Genomic DNA, 20,486 nt, shown 5'->3' on the forward strand with positions numbered 1-20,486 from the left:
GGCAAAGATACACATGTAAGTTGAATGTTGAAATGTAGAAAGTTAAAAGTTTCTTATTACTGGTTTTTTAATACTTTCTTCTTCTTCCAAACTTATTTTTAAAATCTCTTTTTTTCTTTGATGATGTACTCTTCTTTGAAGTTGAAGTTGATTTTGAGCTCGTTGTAACATCCTTTTTTGAAGCTTCTTCTGTTTTTGATGAACTGGCTACCAGCTTATTAATTTCATCCATTTCTTTGGATGTTAATTCACGCCACTCACCTACTTTTAAATTTCCTAAAGTTACATTCATAATTCTTGTGCGCTTGAGTTTTATTACTTCGTAGCCTAAATACTCACACATACGGCGTATTTGACGGTTTAAGCCTTGCACTAAAGTTATCTTAAAAGTAATATTATTTATACGTTCTACTTTACACTTCTTGGTCATGGTTCCTAAAATTGGAATACCATTACTCATTTTTTGTATAAAACGTTCATCAAAAGGTTTATCAACCGATACAATATATTCTTTTTCATGGTTGTTTCCTGCTCTCAGAATTTTATTAACGATATCACCATCATTGGTTAAGAAAATTAGTCCTTCCGATGGTTTATCCAATCGTCCGATAGGAAATAATCTTTGAGGATGCCCTACAAACTTTACTATATTTTTTCGCTCTTTACTATCTGTAGTACAAACAATACCAACAGGTTTATTTAATGCAATGTAAATTGTTTTGGGTTTCGCTTTTAATGGCTTTCCATCAATTTTAACTACATCTCCTTGATGTACCCTATTTCCTAATTCTGTAGGTTTCCCATTAATGGTAACTCTTCCTTCGGTAATAAAGCGTTCTGCTTCACGACGTGAACAAATACCTGTACTACTAATGTACTTATTAAGGTTAATTGATGTATCGTTATTATTTTCCATTAATGCAAAGAAAAAGAAAATCCTCAAGCTAACACTTGAGGATTTAATAATTTATGCTTTTTAACTTTTAAAAGATAACCATTTTTTGCGTACAACGTGCTAAACTTGGTCTCCTTTCATAATCAAACCCAAGAGTAATCATATGCGTACCATAGTTAAAATCTTGCGTTTTATTCATATTGATACTAAATCCATACGACACATATAAGTTGTTCTTTTTTAAACCAAATAATGGTGCTATAGCATTAGGCTGAAAGAACTGATCATTTAAGAACGTATAACTTAAACCTGCCCAAACATACCCATCTCTGACACCTTTTCTAGCTTTAATGTTCATATCGGTTCTAGAACGTTTATCTGCCTCTCTATACTCTACCAACATTGATGGCTCTAACTCAAAGTCTCTACTGATTCTTGCCAAAGTATATGAGGCAAAAAAGTTATACTTTCTTAATATCTCTGGTTCTCCTGTTTGAAAATTTTCGATCTCTTTGTTTAAGATATTTACCACATTTGCAGTAATACTAAATCGTTCATAACGATATAAAATTCCCACATCAAAGTTTGAGTTGTTTAATGTTCTGTTTGGAACAATCTGTCCAGAATTATTTTCTGAAGTATCGATTCCAAATTGAATAAAACTATAACTTAAAGCAAATGATAAAAAACTATCATGAAAGTCACTTAATGTTAAGTGACTTGCAAATGATAATTTAGCTCCTTTATGTGATGTATACCCATTTTTATCGTTAAAAACGGTAATACCTCCACCAAAAGTATCAGCAATACGTGCTTCGACAGTTAACGATTGTGTATCGGGTGCATCTTTAACACCTATCCACTGACTTACTCCATTTAATCGAATTTGTAATCCTGTACCAATACCTGCATAAGTAGGTGATATTAAAAATGGGTTATCCGCTAAATGACTTACATACTGTGGTAATTCAACTTCTTGTGCAGAAAGTTTTACACTACAAAATACTACACTTAAAATTATTAATATTTTTCTCATTTCTTATTTTATCTATATAGTGTAAAATGTCCCATGATCTTCTTCTCTTGTCCTGATAACTCTTTGAAATTAATTGTATACCAGTAATCACCTGATGGTAACGGTGTACCTTCATAAGTACCATCCCATCCTTCTATTACACCTTTAAAATCTGCAATATTACGTGCATATCTATCATAGATATATACTCTAATTTCGTGATAATCTTCAACCTCTCTTGGGTACCAGTAATCATTTATTCCGTCTCCATCTGGAGTAAATAGATTTGGCACAAAGATACTTATATACTCACCTCTAACCGTTAACGTAACCTCACATCCTCTTGCATCTCTTACTGTAATGGTATAGTCTTTTGTTTGTAAGATTAAGAACTCATTATCTGGTCCAAAAGCTCCTCCATCTACACTATACTCATATGGTGGTAATCCAAAATCTGCATTCGCTATTAATGTATTCTTAACCGAATCGTCAATAGTCATTGTTAATGGTTGATAATCCACTACACTAATTGGACTACTAGTAGAACTTTCAGAACACGAAGTTATTGTGTGAGTAGCTGTAACTGTGTAACCATTTCCTGCTGGCACATCAATAAATTCTCCTGTCGCATTTGTTGTTACTGGGCTTCCATTACCATCGTATAAGGTATATGACACATCATTTCTATAAGCTTCATCAACTATCGCCATAATAACATTACCTGTAGGACAAGTGTATTCTAAATCAACTGTTAACTGTAAATCTACAGGCTCAGCAGTAGTTAAAGTTATTGGTGCTGCTGGGTTACAACCTGCCTCATCTCTAACCGTAATATAATAGAATGTACCTCCTTGGATATTTTCACCAGCTCCTAATACGATTGTATTCGATGTGTAAGGAGTAGACAACTCAACATTATTAATACTTACATAATAAGGTTGTGTTCCTCCTTGTACATCTAAAGTAATTGTTGGAGTTGGATTATATATACATGTTTGTTCATTTACTCCTGTTAACGCAGCTGTAAATTCCTCTGGTTGAGTAACTTCAACTCTTATAGGAGCCAAAATACAACCTACCACATCTTTTACTGTAATCCAGTAAACACCTGCGCTTAAGTTTTCGAACACATTATTCTTCACAAACTTAGTTTCTGGGAATTCTGGGCTACTAGGATCAGATACAATATTAAATTCGTAATCATTATTTCCTCCTTGTGCATTAACTGTAATAGTTCCATCATTACCTCCAAAACATGTTACAGCTGTTGGTATTACATCAGCTTGTAATGGTAACGGCTCTGTTATAGTATATGCTCCCGTAACAGCAGTACATACAACACCAAATCTATTGGTACTTCTTACACTAATTTTATAGGTACCAACATCTAAACCACTAAAGATATTTGATGCTTGCCAAGTTCCATCTATTGGAGTATCATTTCCATCTAATAATTGGTATTCATAGTTTGCAAAACCTCCTTGTACTTCAGCCGATAATACTGCATTACTGTCACCATTACAAGTAATGAAAGCTGACTCTGTATTTAATGTTGCTACAAGTGGCACATATGCTCCAACTGTAACTGTAGTAGGTTCTGACACACATAACTCAGTATCTCTTGCGTAGAATAGATAAGTTCCTGCATCGACATTGAATGTATAACTAGCAGCTGGCGTTGTAGTATACGTTATTCCGTCCATACTGAAAGTATAAGGACCTGCACCTCCTGCTCCTGTAACTTCTACAGCAGCTTGAGGGTCATTACAAGTAATATCTCCAATAATTTCTGCAGAAGCCGCTACTTTAATAGGGTCTACAATATCAATTGGACCAATAAGACCATCACAAGAATATCCGTCTGCCACAATTATAGAATAACCATTACCTGCTGGTAAATTTGCAAAAATTGGAGACGATTGACTTGCTGTTCTTGTTCCGTTAGGATACTCTAATATATAGGTATATGCTAAATTAGGATCTTGTGTTTGACCTCCTGCTACACCTATAGCTTCAATCGTTGCTGAGTATTCACCTTCACACACGTTTGGTGTTACTTGATAGTTGCCTGTTATAGTTATTCCTGGTGTTAATGAGAATGTTGTTGTCTCAATACATCCATTAATATCTCTAACTGTAGCTGTATAATCACCAGCAACTAAACCTGTAATTATTGCATTGTTATTAAATGATTGTACTGTTGTACCTGTTGTATTATTTACCAATTCATACTGGTAACCACTCCAACCTCCATTAGCCGTCAAGTTAACCGCTCCTGAATTTGCAGGAGTACACTTTAAGTAAGTTAACTGACTAGATAAGGTTAGATCATTATCTGGTTGAGCAATCTCAAAGTTTACTGTTTGAACCGTACAGAATGGTGTATTTGGCATTGTTACTACTACATAGTACTCACCTGGTACTAAACCTGTAATTGTTGTTGGTGTACCTCCAGTTCCTGAACCTGTTCCTACAGATACTCCAGCTAAAGTAAATACTTCATAATTGTATATATCAGTATAAGGGTTTACTGGATCAAAGCTTATATCAACACCTCCAGTTCCTCCAAAACATGCTCTTTGGATATTAGTTACCAATATGTCAAATACTGGTGCTGGATCTACAGTATGATATGCTTTTAAAATACAGCCTGTTACTGGATTTAAAATTTCAATTGTATAATTATCAGCTGGTAAATTTGTAAATACTGCTGAATCAGTTGCTACTGCAACTGTTTGAGTGCTTGTTGTTCCTGTTGTAGCTCCCGTAATTGTATATACTGCATTTGCTATATCTGGATTTACTTTTACAGTAATATTTTCACCTGTACTACAGTCAATGGCTTTATTTACAGTTATAGTAGCATCCGTCATTGGTGTAAATGGATTAATAGTAACTACTCGAGATACAAAGCAATCTGTGTTTTCATCATATACTTTTACAGTATAATCTCCTCCTGCTAAATCAGTCGATATATAAGTAAAGTTACTATCATCTTGTAATACATTACCTGTAGAATCTTCAAAAACAACTCGTACATATTTTCCTGTACCTCCTGTAATCGCTCCTTTATCTACTACTATTATTGCAGTATCAACGGTATTACCTGTTGTACAAGCAAACTGCGTTACTGTAATAGCGTTTGAGATATCTATTACTGGATTCTCATCTATTGTTACAGATACATCTGTTGTACATCCATTTGTTCCTTGCGCTGTAATAGTATACGTCGCTGCTACTAAATTCTCATAGGTTTGGTTTGTAGCATTAAATGTAGCTCCTGCCGCTGCTCCTGCAGGAGCAGAAGTTATTGAGTACGTCAATGGTACAATTCCATTATCAGTTGCATTTAACTGAATTACGCCATCTGAACTTCCATTACAAATATTATTTACTGTTGCAATAGCTGTAAATACAGGTCTAATTTCTGGTTGAATAACAATATCTCTCGACACATCACATACTGGTGTAGCATCTAAATCACGTACCGAAACTGTATACGTTTGCGGTGTTGTATACGTACTAGGAATTGTAATTGTGAATGGGTCACTAGTCACTGTTCCTCCAGTTACTAAAACTCCATCTACAGAACCTACTACATCATATTGGTAAGTACTAGTTCCAGAAGTCCAGTTAACCAAATCAACCGTTACAATACCATCTGGTGAAGCAGAACAATCTACTTTCTTCGTTTCAACTAACGAGAAGTTTACATCTGGATTGATTGTAACATCTGTTGGTGTACCTGCATCACATCCGTTAGAATCTACCACATTAACAGTATAATCATCAGCTGATAAATTCGTAAATGTATAGGTAGTTGCATTTAAAATTTGAGTTTCTACAACTCCACCTGCATTTGATAAGGTATATGTATATGTGCCCGTACCTCCAGCAGCATTCACTGTAATACTACCTCCTACAGAGGTATCACACACATTATCATTCTCAATTACACTAAATGTTACTGGTGTTGGATTCGCAACAGTTACAGTAGTAGAACGAGGACATCCATTTCCATCTCTTACACGTACTCTATAATCACCTGAAGCAATTCCTGTAAAAATATTACTAGCGTTATATGTAACCAATACCGTTCCTACAAGATCTTCTAATTGATACTCGTAATTACCCCAACCTCCTGTAGCAGTGGCTGTAATTGTAGCATCAGAAGCATTTGTACAACTTACTAATGGGGCAACTACAGCAGAAACCAATAATGATTGAGCTGGTTGGTAAACAGTAAAGTTAGGAGTTCTAGCTTGACAATTTGGTGTATTTGTCATTGTAACAATAACATAATACGTACGAGAAGTTCCAGGGTTTGCATCTAAATTAGCAATTGGAGAATCTCCTGTTTGTCCAGTTACAGTTCTGTAAATTGAATCATCACTTGCATCATAAACAACATAGTCATATTGTCCTAAATATGGCGTTGAAGAACTAAAGCTCATTAACACACTAGCATCATCGTTCTCTCTACAAGATTCATTCATTACATCAGTAATTAACAAATCAAACACAGGCTCTTCATCAACTGTATAATAAGTCACTAATTCACACCCTGTAGTTGGGTTTGCAATTGTTATTTGATAATCTCCTGTTGGTAAATTATCAAAGTCTCCTGCTGTAACTCCATTCTGTGTTACAGCTGCATAAGCATTACCATTGATTCCTTCAATTGTAATATTTGTTGCAGAAGCTAAAGTTGAAGTATAAGTAACTGTAATATCTGCACCTGCACTACAAGTAATTGCGGTATCTAATGTTACAATAGGATTTGAAAGTGCATCAAAAGGAGCTATCGTTGCCGAAGTTGTTCCTAAACATCCTTTATCATCATACACATCGATATTTACTGTACCTCCTGCTGTATTTGATGTAGTAAATGTGAAGCTGTTTGAATCTAATGTTTCATCTGCACTTCCATCTGCAGGATCATAAGTAAACACTACTCGTGTATAAGTTCCTGAACCACCAGCAGTACCTGTTGGTAATTCTACCGTAGCAACATTTACAGTATTTCCTGTTGTACATGCAAACTCTGTTACAATTGGTGTACTAGCTGCAATTGGAGCATATTCATCTATTACAATATTAGATACTGGTGTAGTACAACCATTTGCTGCCGTTCCTGTAACTGTATATGTACCTGGAGGTAAATTAGTAAATGTACTATCACCATCATATGTACCTGCTACTGGACTAATTGTATAAGTCACTGGTAAAATACCATTATCAATAGCCGTTAAAGTTATCGTTCCTGAATTATCTCCTGAACATAAACTGTTTTCTGCTATATATGTAAAGCTTGGATTTACTGGATCTTGAACAGTAATTGATTTGATTACTGAACATCCTGAAGTTACATCGGTAACCGTTACATTATGTACTCCTGGTGCTAATGAACCAACAGTAACAGAAGTTCCAGGAGAATTTATCGTACCTGCTGCCCCTGTATCAAACGAATAATTGTAGTTACCTCCTGTACCAGAAGTTATATTTAAGAGTACTTCTCCATCATTACCTGGTACACAAGTAGCATTTTGAGATATACTCAAATTAAAATCAATATCTGGATTTACAATTATTCCAGTTGCAGTATCTGTACATCCATTATTATCTCTAACTACAATATCATAACTTCCTGGGGTTAATCCTTCAGCTACATATGTAGTACTAGTTGTTGTCGATATAAATGTTGTCCCTCCATCAATAGAATAACTATAAGGAGCTGTACCATTATTAACATTGATTGTTATTGTTTTATTTACATCACAGCTTGCTGGAATTGCAGAAACAATATTAGGTGATGGACTTAAAGTTAAAGCTACTGTACCTAAACTAACTGGTCCACAACCATTGGTATCTTCAGCAAAAGCTTCAACAGTTACTGGTGAACCTGTTACAGTACTTGCCGCAACAGTAATTGTATTACCTGATAAAACTCCGGTACCATTTGTTACATTAAAAGTATACGTATATCCAGGGAAACCTCCTACTACATTTTCAATTCTTACTAAACCATCTACACTACAAGTAATATCTCTTACTTTGGTTACTTGCCCTGAAATTTCGGTTCCTTCAATAACTTCTACATCTTGAGCACCAAACTCACAAGCCACACCTCCAGTGTTTGATAAAACAATGTAATATGTACCAGGAGCTAAACCAGTTACAACAATATCAGAATCTCCTGTTTGTGCTATATTAGTATACCCTGCTACTGCTACTCCTTCGTTGTTTGCATCTCTTTTATACAATGTCCAAGTAAAGTCATTCGATAAATCTCCACTTACATCATTTATTGAATATGTTATTTGTCCTGAATTAGCTCCAAAACATGCTTGATTGTTTACTGTGCCAGTAATTAATACTGTTGGAGTAAAATCAGCATAAATATTTTCATTATTCATTTCTATACAACCATTACCATCCATTACGAAGAAATCATAGTCTACTCCTGGTGTTAATCCTGTAAAGGTTCTAGTTCTATCTGGGTCATTAAGCGTTCCATTATTAAGTGCATCCGCAGGAAACCAACCACTAGCAGGTGAATTGATAGCAAACATAAAAGCAGGTGAACCATTAATCGCTTCAACAGTTACGGTTAAACCAGCTGTACAATCTCCTGTATCAATTATTGGATTTACAATTAAACCTGTAACGTTGTAAGGAATTTCATACGGACCATACGCAATCAAACATAATGTAGTACCTGATCCATCAATTGTTCGTAATACAGGATGTACTACATCACCTGAATTTAGATTTCTTATTTGACCATTAGTGGTAGTAAAATCTACCCATGTTACCCCATTATCTATACTATATTGTAATGTGTTTGGTAAATAATCAGCAGGGTTTATATTGATAAAATTGAAACCTGTTAATAAAGGATCATTCCCACAATTAGGAGCTAAAACTTCTTCTATATCCATCACAAGAGCTGGAGGATTTGTTAATGTTGCTGTTTCAGTATCAACACAACCTAAAGCATCTGTAATTGTAATGGTGTAGGTTTCTACCGCTAAATTGTCAAAACTTATACTAGATCCTACAAAATTATTAATTGTATTTGTATATCCTCCTCCACTATCCGAAATTGTAATAGTATAAGGAGCTTCTCCTGTATTAGCTACAATTGCTACATCAATACTTCCTGTATCTCCATTACAAGTTGGCTGATTAGCTGTAGCTGTTATCTCTAATGGAGGAACAGAAGCTATCACAATATTTTGTATCACGTATTCACAACCTGCATCATCTCTTACATATACATCATACGTATCTGCAGCTAAACCTGTAACAGGATTTGTTGCGCTATAATCTGTAGCTGTTGGAGCTGGTGATCCATCTGAAATAACAGCAAACTCATAGGTTCCTGCTCCTGTACCTCCTGTAGGATTTATTAAGATTTCTCCTGTAGGATTACAACTTGCATTGGTTGGTGTAGCTGTAGCAAATAATTGTGGATTGATTGTAACAACCATGTTTTCTGTACAACCTCTACCGTCTTGTACATATACCGTGTAATTTCCACTAGATAGTCCAGAGAATGTATAGGTATTTGATGTTAAAGGTGTTGGTGTTTGCCATGTAGTTCCGTTTAAACTAAATGTGTAATCACCATTACCTGAATTAACTGTCACATCAATTTGTCCGTTTGTTCCATCATAACATTGAGGTACAGCATCAAAAGTTACAGTTACTATTGGATTAACTGTTACAGCTACAGACCCAGTACAACCTAAACGATCTGTCGCTACTACAGTATATGAACCCGCAGGTATATTCGTAAATGGATTTGTAGTTGAAACCGAAGTGTTGGTAGCATCAAATAATTCGTAAGTATATACCGCTCCATTACCTCCAGTAGCATCTGGTGTAATTGTTGCTCCTGTAGCAGGATTACATGTTATTTCTTTTGTTATTGGCGCAGTTACAACAATAGGTGTAGGATCTACTAATGTTTCTTGCAATGTTACAACACACGCTGCTGGTGAAACACTATTTGGGCGTACTTCAATTGTATTAAGTCCTACTGGTAAACCAGTAATTGTAAAAGGATTTGTTCCTGCTGCTTGCCATCCTGATCCATTTGCATTGTATTCAAATGAAGTTGGCGCGCTTGATGGGAAATAAGTTTCCACAGTAATTGTACCATCATTGCTTCCAATACAGGTTTTAGAATTTCCTATAATTGCAGCAGTAAACTCTTGATCAGGTTCAACATTTACGGTTATATCTGTTGTACAACTACTACCGTACTCTACAGAAATCGTATGAGGTCCTACAGCAATATTAGTAAACACATTGTTTCCTGTTTGCGGAGCTCCTCCATCCAACGTATATATATAACTTGGATCTAAAGGAGTTACTACAACATCAATATTTCCTGTACCATCACAATTATATGCTATTGAACTAGCTAAAGTTGGCTCAGTTGGTAAATCGGCAATAGTTACTTGATTTAAATCTAAAATACAACCGTTCGCATCTACCACTCTTGTATCATAGGTTCCTGGATCTAAATTTGTTACCGTAGTACTACCTGCTTGTGTGTAATTGGTATCTGAGGTTAACTTATAGAAATATAAATAATTAGGTGTTCCACCTGTTGGTGCGGTAAACGTAATTGTTCCTAAAACAGTTCCTGTAGTACTACACATCAAATCTGTTGCCGCTGCACTACCTCCTGTTAATGCAGTTGGAACTGTTATTGTTTCAGTAGTAGATGACGAACATCCATTAGCATCTGTAACTGTAACTGTATAATTACCAGCAGATAAACCAATAAATGAATAGTTTAAGGTCAATCCTGTTTGAGCAGCAGGTGTTGTAGGTCCTGTAACCGTCACATTATATGGTGGTGCACCATTTGCTACGGTCGCATTAATAGTACCTGTTTCTCCACTACACTTTGGTTGTACTGCACTAGCTGTTATAGTTGGATCAATTATTTGATTTACCGTAACTGTTTCGCTATACTCACAGTAATTTGCTCCTCCATTTTTATCTCTTATATATACCGTGTAAGTACCTGCAGGCACAGTGATTGGACTTGAATTATACGTAGTTTGAGTACCTCCATTATCTACAACAAATACAAAGTTTCCATCACCTCCACTTGGAGTTATCTGTATTTGACCATCATTACAAGAAGCACTTACTGGCACTATTGTTGCTGTAACTTGTGGAAGAATTGTTCCTTGTTGTGTATCGCTACAGCCTTTACCATCTTGTACGGTAATATCATAAGTACCATCTGTTAATCCTACAAAAATGTATTCTGTTGGTGTTGCCGCATTAGGTGTTTGCCATGTCGTTCCACCATCTAAACTAAACTGGTAATCATCATTACCTGAAGTTACATTAACCGTAAGTGTTCCATTACTACCATCATAACATGTTACTGGTGTTACCGTAAAATCTAAAGAAGTTGGTTCTATTATAGGCACACTAACTGGTACACAGTTAGTTCTATTAATATTAATTTGTACATCATCAATAAAGTTTCCTACAGTATTATTTCCTCCTGCTGTTGACAATGCATCAAACGCAATAACCGTAGTTGATTGTCCTACAGGAACAGTATATGTACCTGAATATACCCCCCATGCAGAAGTACCATCACTCATAGTTTCAACAACTAAAGCCGTAGCTAAATCACTTCCTATTTTTACAGTTGCTTCATCTACACCACTTCTACCTCTGTGTGCTACTGACCAATTAATTACGTCTCCTGGTTGTGTACAATACTCTTGGTATAAAGAAGAAACCGTATTTGCATTTAATTCTGCAAAGGCATTGCCTTCATGAGCAGAAACTCCATTAAAACCATTATACCAAATTTCAATCAAATTATCTGAAGCTGTAGAATCCCAACCTGGAACTAAATCTTCATTCATTTGCTGATATGTTGTTGCTGAATTAGCAGGTAACTCAAACCCACCATTTTCAAATAAATTTGCTGTACACCCACATTCATTACAACTTCTACTGTCTCTAACCATTACAATGTAATCAGTTGCTCTTGGTGGTACATTTGAAAATACTGGAGATGACTGCCAAGTAGCCCCTCCATCAATACTAAACGTATAAGGAGGAATTCCTCCTGTAGCTGAAGCTGTTATTGTTCCTGTTGCTGTATTACAAGTTACTTCTTGAGTTGCTGAAGCAGAAAGTGTTAATTCCTCAGGTTGATTAATAACAACATTTCCTAAGTCTATTGGACAAGTTTGCCCGTTAGCTGTTTCTCTTATAAATATGTTATATGTTCCTGCTGCCAATCCTACAACTCTATATGGATTATCAGCAGTCATTGACCAAGTAGTTCCTCCATCTGTAGAATACTCAAAGCTTCCTCCAATTACGTTACTGGCTGAAATAGTAACAGTTCCATTATCTGACCCATAGCATTCACTATCCGTAGATCCTACGATACTACCTGTAAACGCTTGGTTTTCTTCAATAACAAAATTAACTAAGGTACTACAATCTTGCCCCTTATAATACACCAAGATTTTGTGAGGTCCTGGTACTAAATTTGGGAAATTATTAATATTTGTTGTTGGCCCATCATCCAAAGAATATTCAAAATTGTTCTTAATCTCAGAAGGTGGCCCTAATACTACATTTCCTGTACCATCACAATTATATGTTATAGTTGGCACTAATTGTGGTGCATTTGGAGAATCAAAAATCTCAATATCTCCTGGTATTTCATATACACAGTTATTTTCATCACGTATATAAAAGCGGTAGAACCCTGGAGTCAAACTATTAAATACTGCTTCAGCAGATCCATTATCATCAAAAGAATAATAAGTAATACTAGTTACATTTCCACTGCTATCAACTACACCAAAACCATACTCATAAGCTCCTGTTCCTCCAGTTTCATTAAAAAACCTTACTTTACCGCCTGCTCCACAGTTATAATCTCTTTCTTTTACTACTTCTGCAGTTAATGCTGGTGGCTCTGTTATCGTAGTCGTTAATTGATATGCACACTGGTAAGTACTAGCTGATGCAACAATATCAATTGTGTAATCTCCAGCAGCAAGTCCTGTAAACAGACCTGTATTATTGGTTGTTGATAAGCCATCTATACTATATGCTAATGTATATCCTGACGTACTACCACTTGTCAAGTTAACTGTTATTGAACCGCTAGTATCACCATTACATAAAACTTGTGTTGGTGTTGCCGTAAACACTAATTCTGGTTCTACAACAACTGTTGCTTCCGCTGTTGTAGTGCAATTGTTAGCGTCTCTAAGTTCAAAAACATAAGTACCTTCATTACCCATAGTTACCTCATAGGTAGTATCAGTAAAATATACTTTGTCTGCATCAGCTACAGGTGTACCGTTGATTGAAATTACTGCAAATTCATATGGCGCTGTTCCACCTCCTGGTGTTAATGTTATTATTCCTGGCGAGCTTCCATCTTTACAAGTAATATTTTTTGTTGTTACTGCTGATAATGTAACAGGGTCTGGTATGGTTATTACCCTTGTTTCATTTTCAGAACAACCATCTTCTGTGGTTACTAAAATTTGATACGTACCACTTTCAGTTATGGTATATCTTTGATCATTACTGTCTATATAACCGTTTGAACCAGTCATATATACATTATCTTTTCTTATCTCATACGAATAACCTCCAGGAACATTTTCTATTTGTACAACAAGCTCAGACAGCCCACCACAAGCATCAATATTTGTAAGTACATTCAAGTTAATGTCTAACTCTTGTATGCTTATATTTTCTGTCACATAACTACATGCCGTATCTGAAGATCCTGCCAAACGAATAGTTACCGTATAAGTACCTGGTTGTGTGATTGCAAAGGAATTACTCGTTTGAAACGGAGTAGTAGTTCCATTTCCTGACAAGCTATATTCATAACCGTTTGGAACACTATTAATTACAATACTACCATCTGTACCACAAATAATATCTTTAGACATAATAGTAGGTGATAACGTATTTTTAAAAACATTAAAATAATAGGTTCTTAGACATGAATCGTCGTATAAAACTTCTAATTTATAGGCTCCTGTATCACTAAAAGACTGCGTTAAATCAGTTCCTAATGATGTCCATGAACAACCTGTATCTGTAGGTGCACAATTATTAGTTTCATAATCATAACCACAACCGCCATCTCCATTAAGTTTGAACCACTCTGCTTTAGTAGTTGTTCCTGCAAATGGCAATGTGATATCTCTGGTGCTGTTACCATCTCCACATAAATAAACTTCTGCTAGCTCAGTTTCATTACCGACACAAGCTGTATTAAATCTATCAGCAAATGGTGATTCTAATGGATTAGGCGCATCAGCTATACTAATTACCTCTATAATTTCAGGTTTGGTAAGACACCCTAATGTTGTTGTTTTAGTAACTGTATATGTACCTCCACTGGTGACTGTAATACTTTGGGTATTGTCTATATATTTACCGTCTTCATCTTCCCATCTGTAAGTATCAAAACCGTCTCCTGCGGTTAACTGTAAGCTGCCATCACAAAGTACTTCAGTTCTTCTGAAATCACAAGCATCAATATCTACTAAAAAGTTTGACGACCCAACTATACCGAAATCACAATCATCAAAACCAGAATAACTCGGTTCGTTATCTATTGATGAACCTCCTCTAACTCCATCATATCTAGCAAATGCTTGGTTTTGAATAAGATTAGAACAAACATCACGTAATTGATTACAATCAGAAACCACTTGTACATGCAAACGAATATTGTATTTTGCTCCCCCTTCTAGTACCATACTATCTGGAATAGCAAACTCTACTTCAGCTCTAAAACCATTAGCTACTGAAGGAGCTTCATAGTCATTTATTGTTACTCCTGCTGGTAAATCTATATCAAAACGGGTACCGTTATACACAGTACCTCCAGTTACAGTTTCTAATAAATCTACATTTTTAGGTAATCTGTCCGTTATAATTGTATTAGTTGCATCATCAGTACCTACATTTTGAAAACTGATATCATACCACAACTCACTCCCTAAGGTAACAGGGGTTCCTTGTACATCATTTCCTGAACTATCTACTACAGACTTGACCATTTGAAGCTCTGGTTCAATTATCTCAACTGCTAATGCATTTAAAAAAGGCCAATACTTATCTTGGCTAGAAGTAAAATTAACAGTTGCTGATGTTTGACCGTTTGTGATTACACTATTATTAGGGTTACTTAACTGGTATAAATCCACATCAAATCCCAAAGTATTTTCACTATCAGGCGTACGAGAGGTTACATGTTGATCGTCTACACTGATAGAACCGTCAAAGAAATTATATCTCCATCCCCAACTATTAATAGTGTAATCATACTCCCATTGTCTACGATTTACGTTAGTGGAATACTGATCAACAGGATTCCCATTTGTATCTATAAATTGAAAACTATCTCCCCTTATACTTCTATCTCCTTCTAATGCAGCAGCTAATAATGTTGCTCTTACAGGCGCAGGATTGGCTGGATTACCAACTGGTACTGTAGTAAAACCAGAATAAGATAGAGACACATCATTTCCATAGTATACATCTGCAAAACCGTCAAAAATTGAAATATTTTTACTAGACTTCGTCTGGTTTTCATAAATTATCACCATAGTCCATCCACCTGAACCTCCTAAACCATTTGGGTCATCTCCTCTTGTTGCTCTAATATTAGCTCCCACATAGGTACCGTTATGTCCATTAGGATTAGTTGTAGCTAGGTCTTGAATATCTATAGTAATATCTTTATAACATATATAAGCTATATTATTATCATAAATTAACTCCCTACTTGTAGTATTATTTACATCTGCCTTTATGTCTTGATAAGCTCCTCCTGGTAATTTAAACTTTATTTCAGTAGGATCACCTGTTCTTGCATATTTTTTATCGCTCCAATCTTCTGTTTGATATACTCCCGCCCAATATAACCCAGCATATACTACTCTAGAACAAGTAGGTAAGTTTAACTCAGCCGAACTTGATGAAAACGTAGATGCATCTCCATCAATATCAATATATTGCATGTTTACACTTCCATTAGACTCTGAACCATCATAAGGATCTTCAGGATCATGACTACTATCGTCAACACTTAAAACATTATTCGCTATAAAGGTAATGTCTCCTTTAATATTTATACCTCCAGAACTTCCATCAGGATTTATAACACGCTGGCTAAAACCTGCTGCTGATACAGGTTTTAACATATTTTCTTGAGAAAGAATTTCTAATAAATTTTTGTATCCATCAGTTTCATTTATTTCTTTTTTTATTGGTTTTGAAACTGATTTTGGTTTTTCTTGTGAAAAACTAAAAAAGGTCTGTAATACAATTAATAATAAAGTAATTATTTTTTTCATAATCTCAGGGGGGGGATTAGTTAATCAAGTTCTTCTTTTGTATTCTTATTTAATATGTACGATGGTTTTACGATCGTAAAATGCTCCATTTAAGTTTGTATTATACATCTTAATCGCTTCTTCTCTGTTATCTGTTTTAAAAATATAAATATGCATATAACCCGTTTTTGGATTTATAAAATAATCTGCTTCTATATCATCATTTCTCAATTCGTCAACATTTCTGTCGGCTAAATCTTTTTGAGAATTCACATATACTTGCAAGTAATATCCTGGTTCTACACCTTCTAACTCCATTGTACGTACCCTTGCTGGTGGTTGCGTTTTAGGCTCTTCATAACTTTCTCTTTCATCTCCACCTAAGGTAATTTTAACCACATATACAGGATCTTTCGTTGTCTTTTTAACTTTAATTGTTGCATCATCTTTTTTATCCTCATTCTTTTCAAATAAACGAGTTTTATCATTAAAATCGTCTACTTTTTCTTGTGCATCTTCTTCTTTAGCAAACCTATCCAAATACACGTAGTATAATTTTTTTCTTGGCTCAAACACATACTTCGCTTCAATATCTAATCGCTTCCATTTTTCAATTAAAGCTTCTGCATTTTCTTTACTTCTAAACTGATCAGAAATTACATAATACATAGTACCTCCACCACCAGAACGTGTAATAGTACTCTTACGCCATGGAGTATCTGATCTTCTTCGTAACGTAGTATCTTTAACAGTTTGAACAGTATCTTTAATAATTACATTATTAGTTATTGTTTTTGGAACTGGTTGATTCTTCAATAATCGTAATACTTGGTCTATCTTTTTATTCAAAATATCAATAGAATCTTGAGCCTGTTGAATTTCATCAGACAGATCATTATGTTCAGGATTCTTATATTCTATTTGTTTTTGAGGAGCTCTCTCTGGTAAAGCCACTTTAACATTACCTCCTCTTCGTTTAGGACGCTCTCTAACAAACGATTTTTTTCCAAAATTATAAATCAGCCCTATTTCGTTTGTTGCTGTAAGACTGCTTTTTTCGTATGTAAAGCCTATTGCCAAATTTTCTGATAAATTCACACCCATACCAGCTGAAATTCCGTAGGTTTTATCATATCCTACTTTTACCCAACCTGCTTTTGGTAAATCTAAAATAGCATTAGCTAATAACCCAAATTCACCGTTGCCTGGTTTTCTAGCAACTGCCATAAGTCTAATATCTGCTCCTTCAAAAAGACCTGAAGCGTAGGTTAATTCTTGTGAGTACATTACATGTCCTGAAAATGTTTTTTCTCCAAACGATGTAACCATCTCACTCTTTTTCATGTTAAAATCTAACAAATTTTCAAAGAAAATTCCCACATCAAACTTACCAACTGATAAAGTAATTGCAGGTTGTATATTCACAATAGGTATATCTTGAAAATTAGCTACTTGTGGGTCTGGCTCTGTTGAATTTACTTTTAACCCATCAGCACTTCTTCTACTATACAAAAAGTTAAATCCGAAGGTTAAGTCCATCGTTTCATTTAACTGCAAACGGTGCGCATAGTTAGCTAAGGCACCGAAATCTTTAAATATTCCTACTTCTTGTTGGTAAACTGCCATACCTGCACCAACGTTTTCCCGCATTTTTCCGGAGTAAGCTAAAAGATATAATCTGGGATTATCTTCAAAATCAATATTAGTATTCCTGACTATTGCGGACAATGATGTTTTATTTTCTCTCAGAGCAGAAAAGGTAGGCACGGTTAAGAACCTGTTAAATTTCATGAAGTTACGAGAACTAAAAGCATTATACTCTTGTTCTCCACTAGAAAATTGTGCTTGTACAACAAACACATTTAACACCACTACAATAAAGAAAGTAATTTTTTTTATCATATATTCACTTAATCTAACACCGATATCGTTCCTGCTTTCATCAACTTATCGTCTTTAATAATCTTATAGTAAAATATTTTTTGATTACCAAGACTCTCCATTGGCCAATCATTTTTATAATCGGTCGTATTTAAAATTTCTTTTCCATTTGAATTGTACAATATTACTTGCACACTAGGCTGATATGCATACGAATTTGACAACTTCCAAGTATCATTTATTCCATCTTGATTTGGTGACACTATATTAGGAACTATAATTTGTCCATCAGGCTCTACCACTTCTATTGTTCTCTGTACTGTACAGCTACCTACTTTTACATATACCGTATAAAAACCTAGAGTAGTTACTATTAACTCTTCTGTTGTTGACAACAAAGCCCCTGAATTATCTTCACCTTCATACCATTCATAAGTTTCACCTCCTGCAGCTACAACAGTAGCAGAACTCCCTGCTTCCATCACTACAATTTCTGAAGGTGTTATGGTAACTGCAGAATCGTCAAAAGGAACTACAACAATTGGATTTAATTCACTATTACACCCAAAACCTGAATACTTCAACACATATTCTCCTACTTCTGTAACCACTAAGGTTTGTGGATCAGCAGGTGTTACATCTTGAATACCATCTTTTATCCATTGATATGTATAACCTGCAATAACATTATTTATTGTATAAGTAATTGCCCCTCCTGCACACAATGAGTTAGAAACTGAACTAGAAGTAACCTGAGGAACCTCTACTAATTTAACATCTAATTCATTAGAATTCCCATTAGTTATTCCAGCACTTACCGTTAAGGTATACAAACCACTATCAACATAAGAACCTATGGTTAACTCATTACTAGTCGCTCCTGATATGGGAGTCCCGTCTTTATTCCATTGATAGCTTAACAAGCCTACTTGGGTTGCTGTTAAATCATATTCATTATCATCCTCTCCAATTGCTTTCACCCCTACTATACTTAATTTAGTGCTTGAAGAATTACATTTTTCATAACCCGTTTCTGTTCTAATTGTTGCATTAAACGACTTCACTCCTAACAACACATACTTTTCAGAATCTACTACAGCATCACACGAAGACCCTGTGCTTTCTGTTACTCTGGCAAAATAAACTCCAGCAACCACAGCACTTAAACATAGTTGATTTGCTGCAGATCCCATAGAAACACCATCTTTATACCATTGAACCGTTCCTGAAGATGCATCGTGTGTAATACACAAATCTCTAGTTTCTCCTTGTAAAATTATAGTTTTTAAAATTCCTGTAGTATTTACATTAAAACCAGCTGTTGTTTGTTGTTGCAATACCACATTATTAGAAACCGTAGTACAAGTCCCTGCGTTAATCTCTAAACGATACGTACCAAACTGTCCTACATTAGGCGTAGTATATGTATATTCATTAGACGACTTTACCAAATTACCATCTAAATACCAGTTATATGTGTATGTATTGTTTGTTACATTCGCCTCAAAGGTGTGTGTATCGCTTCCACAAATTTCGACTGTTGTAGCTCCTTTAATTTGTGTATCTGAACCGCTAAGCCCCGAAACAGTTAAATAATTAGACTTAGGCCCTCCACATTTACCATAATCAACTACGACATAATATTGTCCTGCTTCTGTTATGGTATATTTAGGTTCTTGGGTTGTAGCCACAAGTGTACCCGTTGTCCCACTTATTACTTTATACCATAAATATTCTCCTATTACAGTGGTGTTTAAGGTAACTTCTTTTGTCTCACTATTACACAAAGTAAAAGTGTTTCCACCGTTAATTATCAATTCTCCTTCTGCAAACATATCGTGGTATGCTTCAAAAAAGTCTGACTCTTGTGACATCGCAGGAGATGTAGTCCTTATCCGTATTTTATAATTTTTACCAAAAGTACCTTCTGGTAATTGAAAACTTGTATCTATATTAAAAGCTTGATTATAATTAGTTCCTCCAGTACTAACAAGCGTCCTAAGCTCTTTTACTTTACTAGCGTCTGCAAAAGAACCATTTTCATCAGAAAGCTCAATAATAAAAACATTATCGTCGTTAAAAGGAGCTGTAGTAAAGGTTATTTTTAAAGGAAAGTCAGTAGTCCCCGTTTGATCACACGTTTTCCCCTCTCCATTTGCTACAATGGGAGTCTCCAAAACCTGAGACACCACGCTTGAGCTAACGCAAAAGAGGAGTATCGCTAAAAGTACTAAAATGCTTTTAGTGTGTTTTTTCATCTAAGGGATCCTTTTAGGGGTTGTCAAATTTATGCTTTTTCTCAATAAAAACGCAA

General features: G+C 35.2%; 5 protein-coding genes. All 5 read right to left on the reverse strand.

What is annotated here, in order from left to right; all coding sequences use genetic code 11:
* Window positions 1-67: 67 nt before the first annotated feature.
* Window positions 68-916, reverse strand: coding sequence for a 23S rRNA pseudouridine(2604) synthase RluF (gene rluF / locus ACQY6M_RS00770; protein WP_428742789.1), 849 nt, complete (start codon window positions 914-916; stop codon window positions 68-70).
* A 67-nt stretch (window positions 917-983) separates the two neighbouring features.
* Window positions 984-1,931 (reverse strand): PorP/SprF family type IX secretion system membrane protein, encoded by a 948-nt coding sequence (locus tag ACQY6M_RS00775; protein ID WP_428742790.1) that lies wholly within the window; start codon window positions 1,929-1,931, stop codon window positions 984-986.
* Between the two features lie 8 nt (window positions 1,932-1,939).
* On the reverse strand, window positions 1,940-16,312 hold the full coding sequence (locus ACQY6M_RS00780) for a T9SS type B sorting domain-containing protein (protein WP_428742791.1): 14,373 nt from the start codon (window positions 16,310-16,312) through the stop codon (window positions 1,940-1,942).
* Between the two features lie 45 nt (window positions 16,313-16,357).
* A complete protein-coding gene (locus tag ACQY6M_RS00785; RefSeq protein WP_428742792.1) occupies window positions 16,358-18,193 on the reverse strand; it encodes a PorP/SprF family type IX secretion system membrane protein in 1,836 nt (611 codons plus the stop codon).
* An 8-nt stretch (window positions 18,194-18,201) separates the two neighbouring features.
* Window positions 18,202-20,430 carry a gliding motility-associated C-terminal domain-containing protein gene (locus ACQY6M_RS00790; protein WP_428742793.1) on the reverse strand — a complete coding sequence of 743 codons (2,229 nt, stop codon included), beginning with the start codon at window positions 20,428-20,430 and terminating at the stop codon, window positions 18,202-18,204.
* Window positions 20,431-20,486: the final 56 nt, after the last annotated feature.

The sequence above is a fragment of the Tenacibaculum sp. genome (assembly GCF_050290165.1).
Lineage (GTDB): Bacteria > Bacteroidota > Bacteroidia > Flavobacteriales > Flavobacteriaceae > Polaribacter.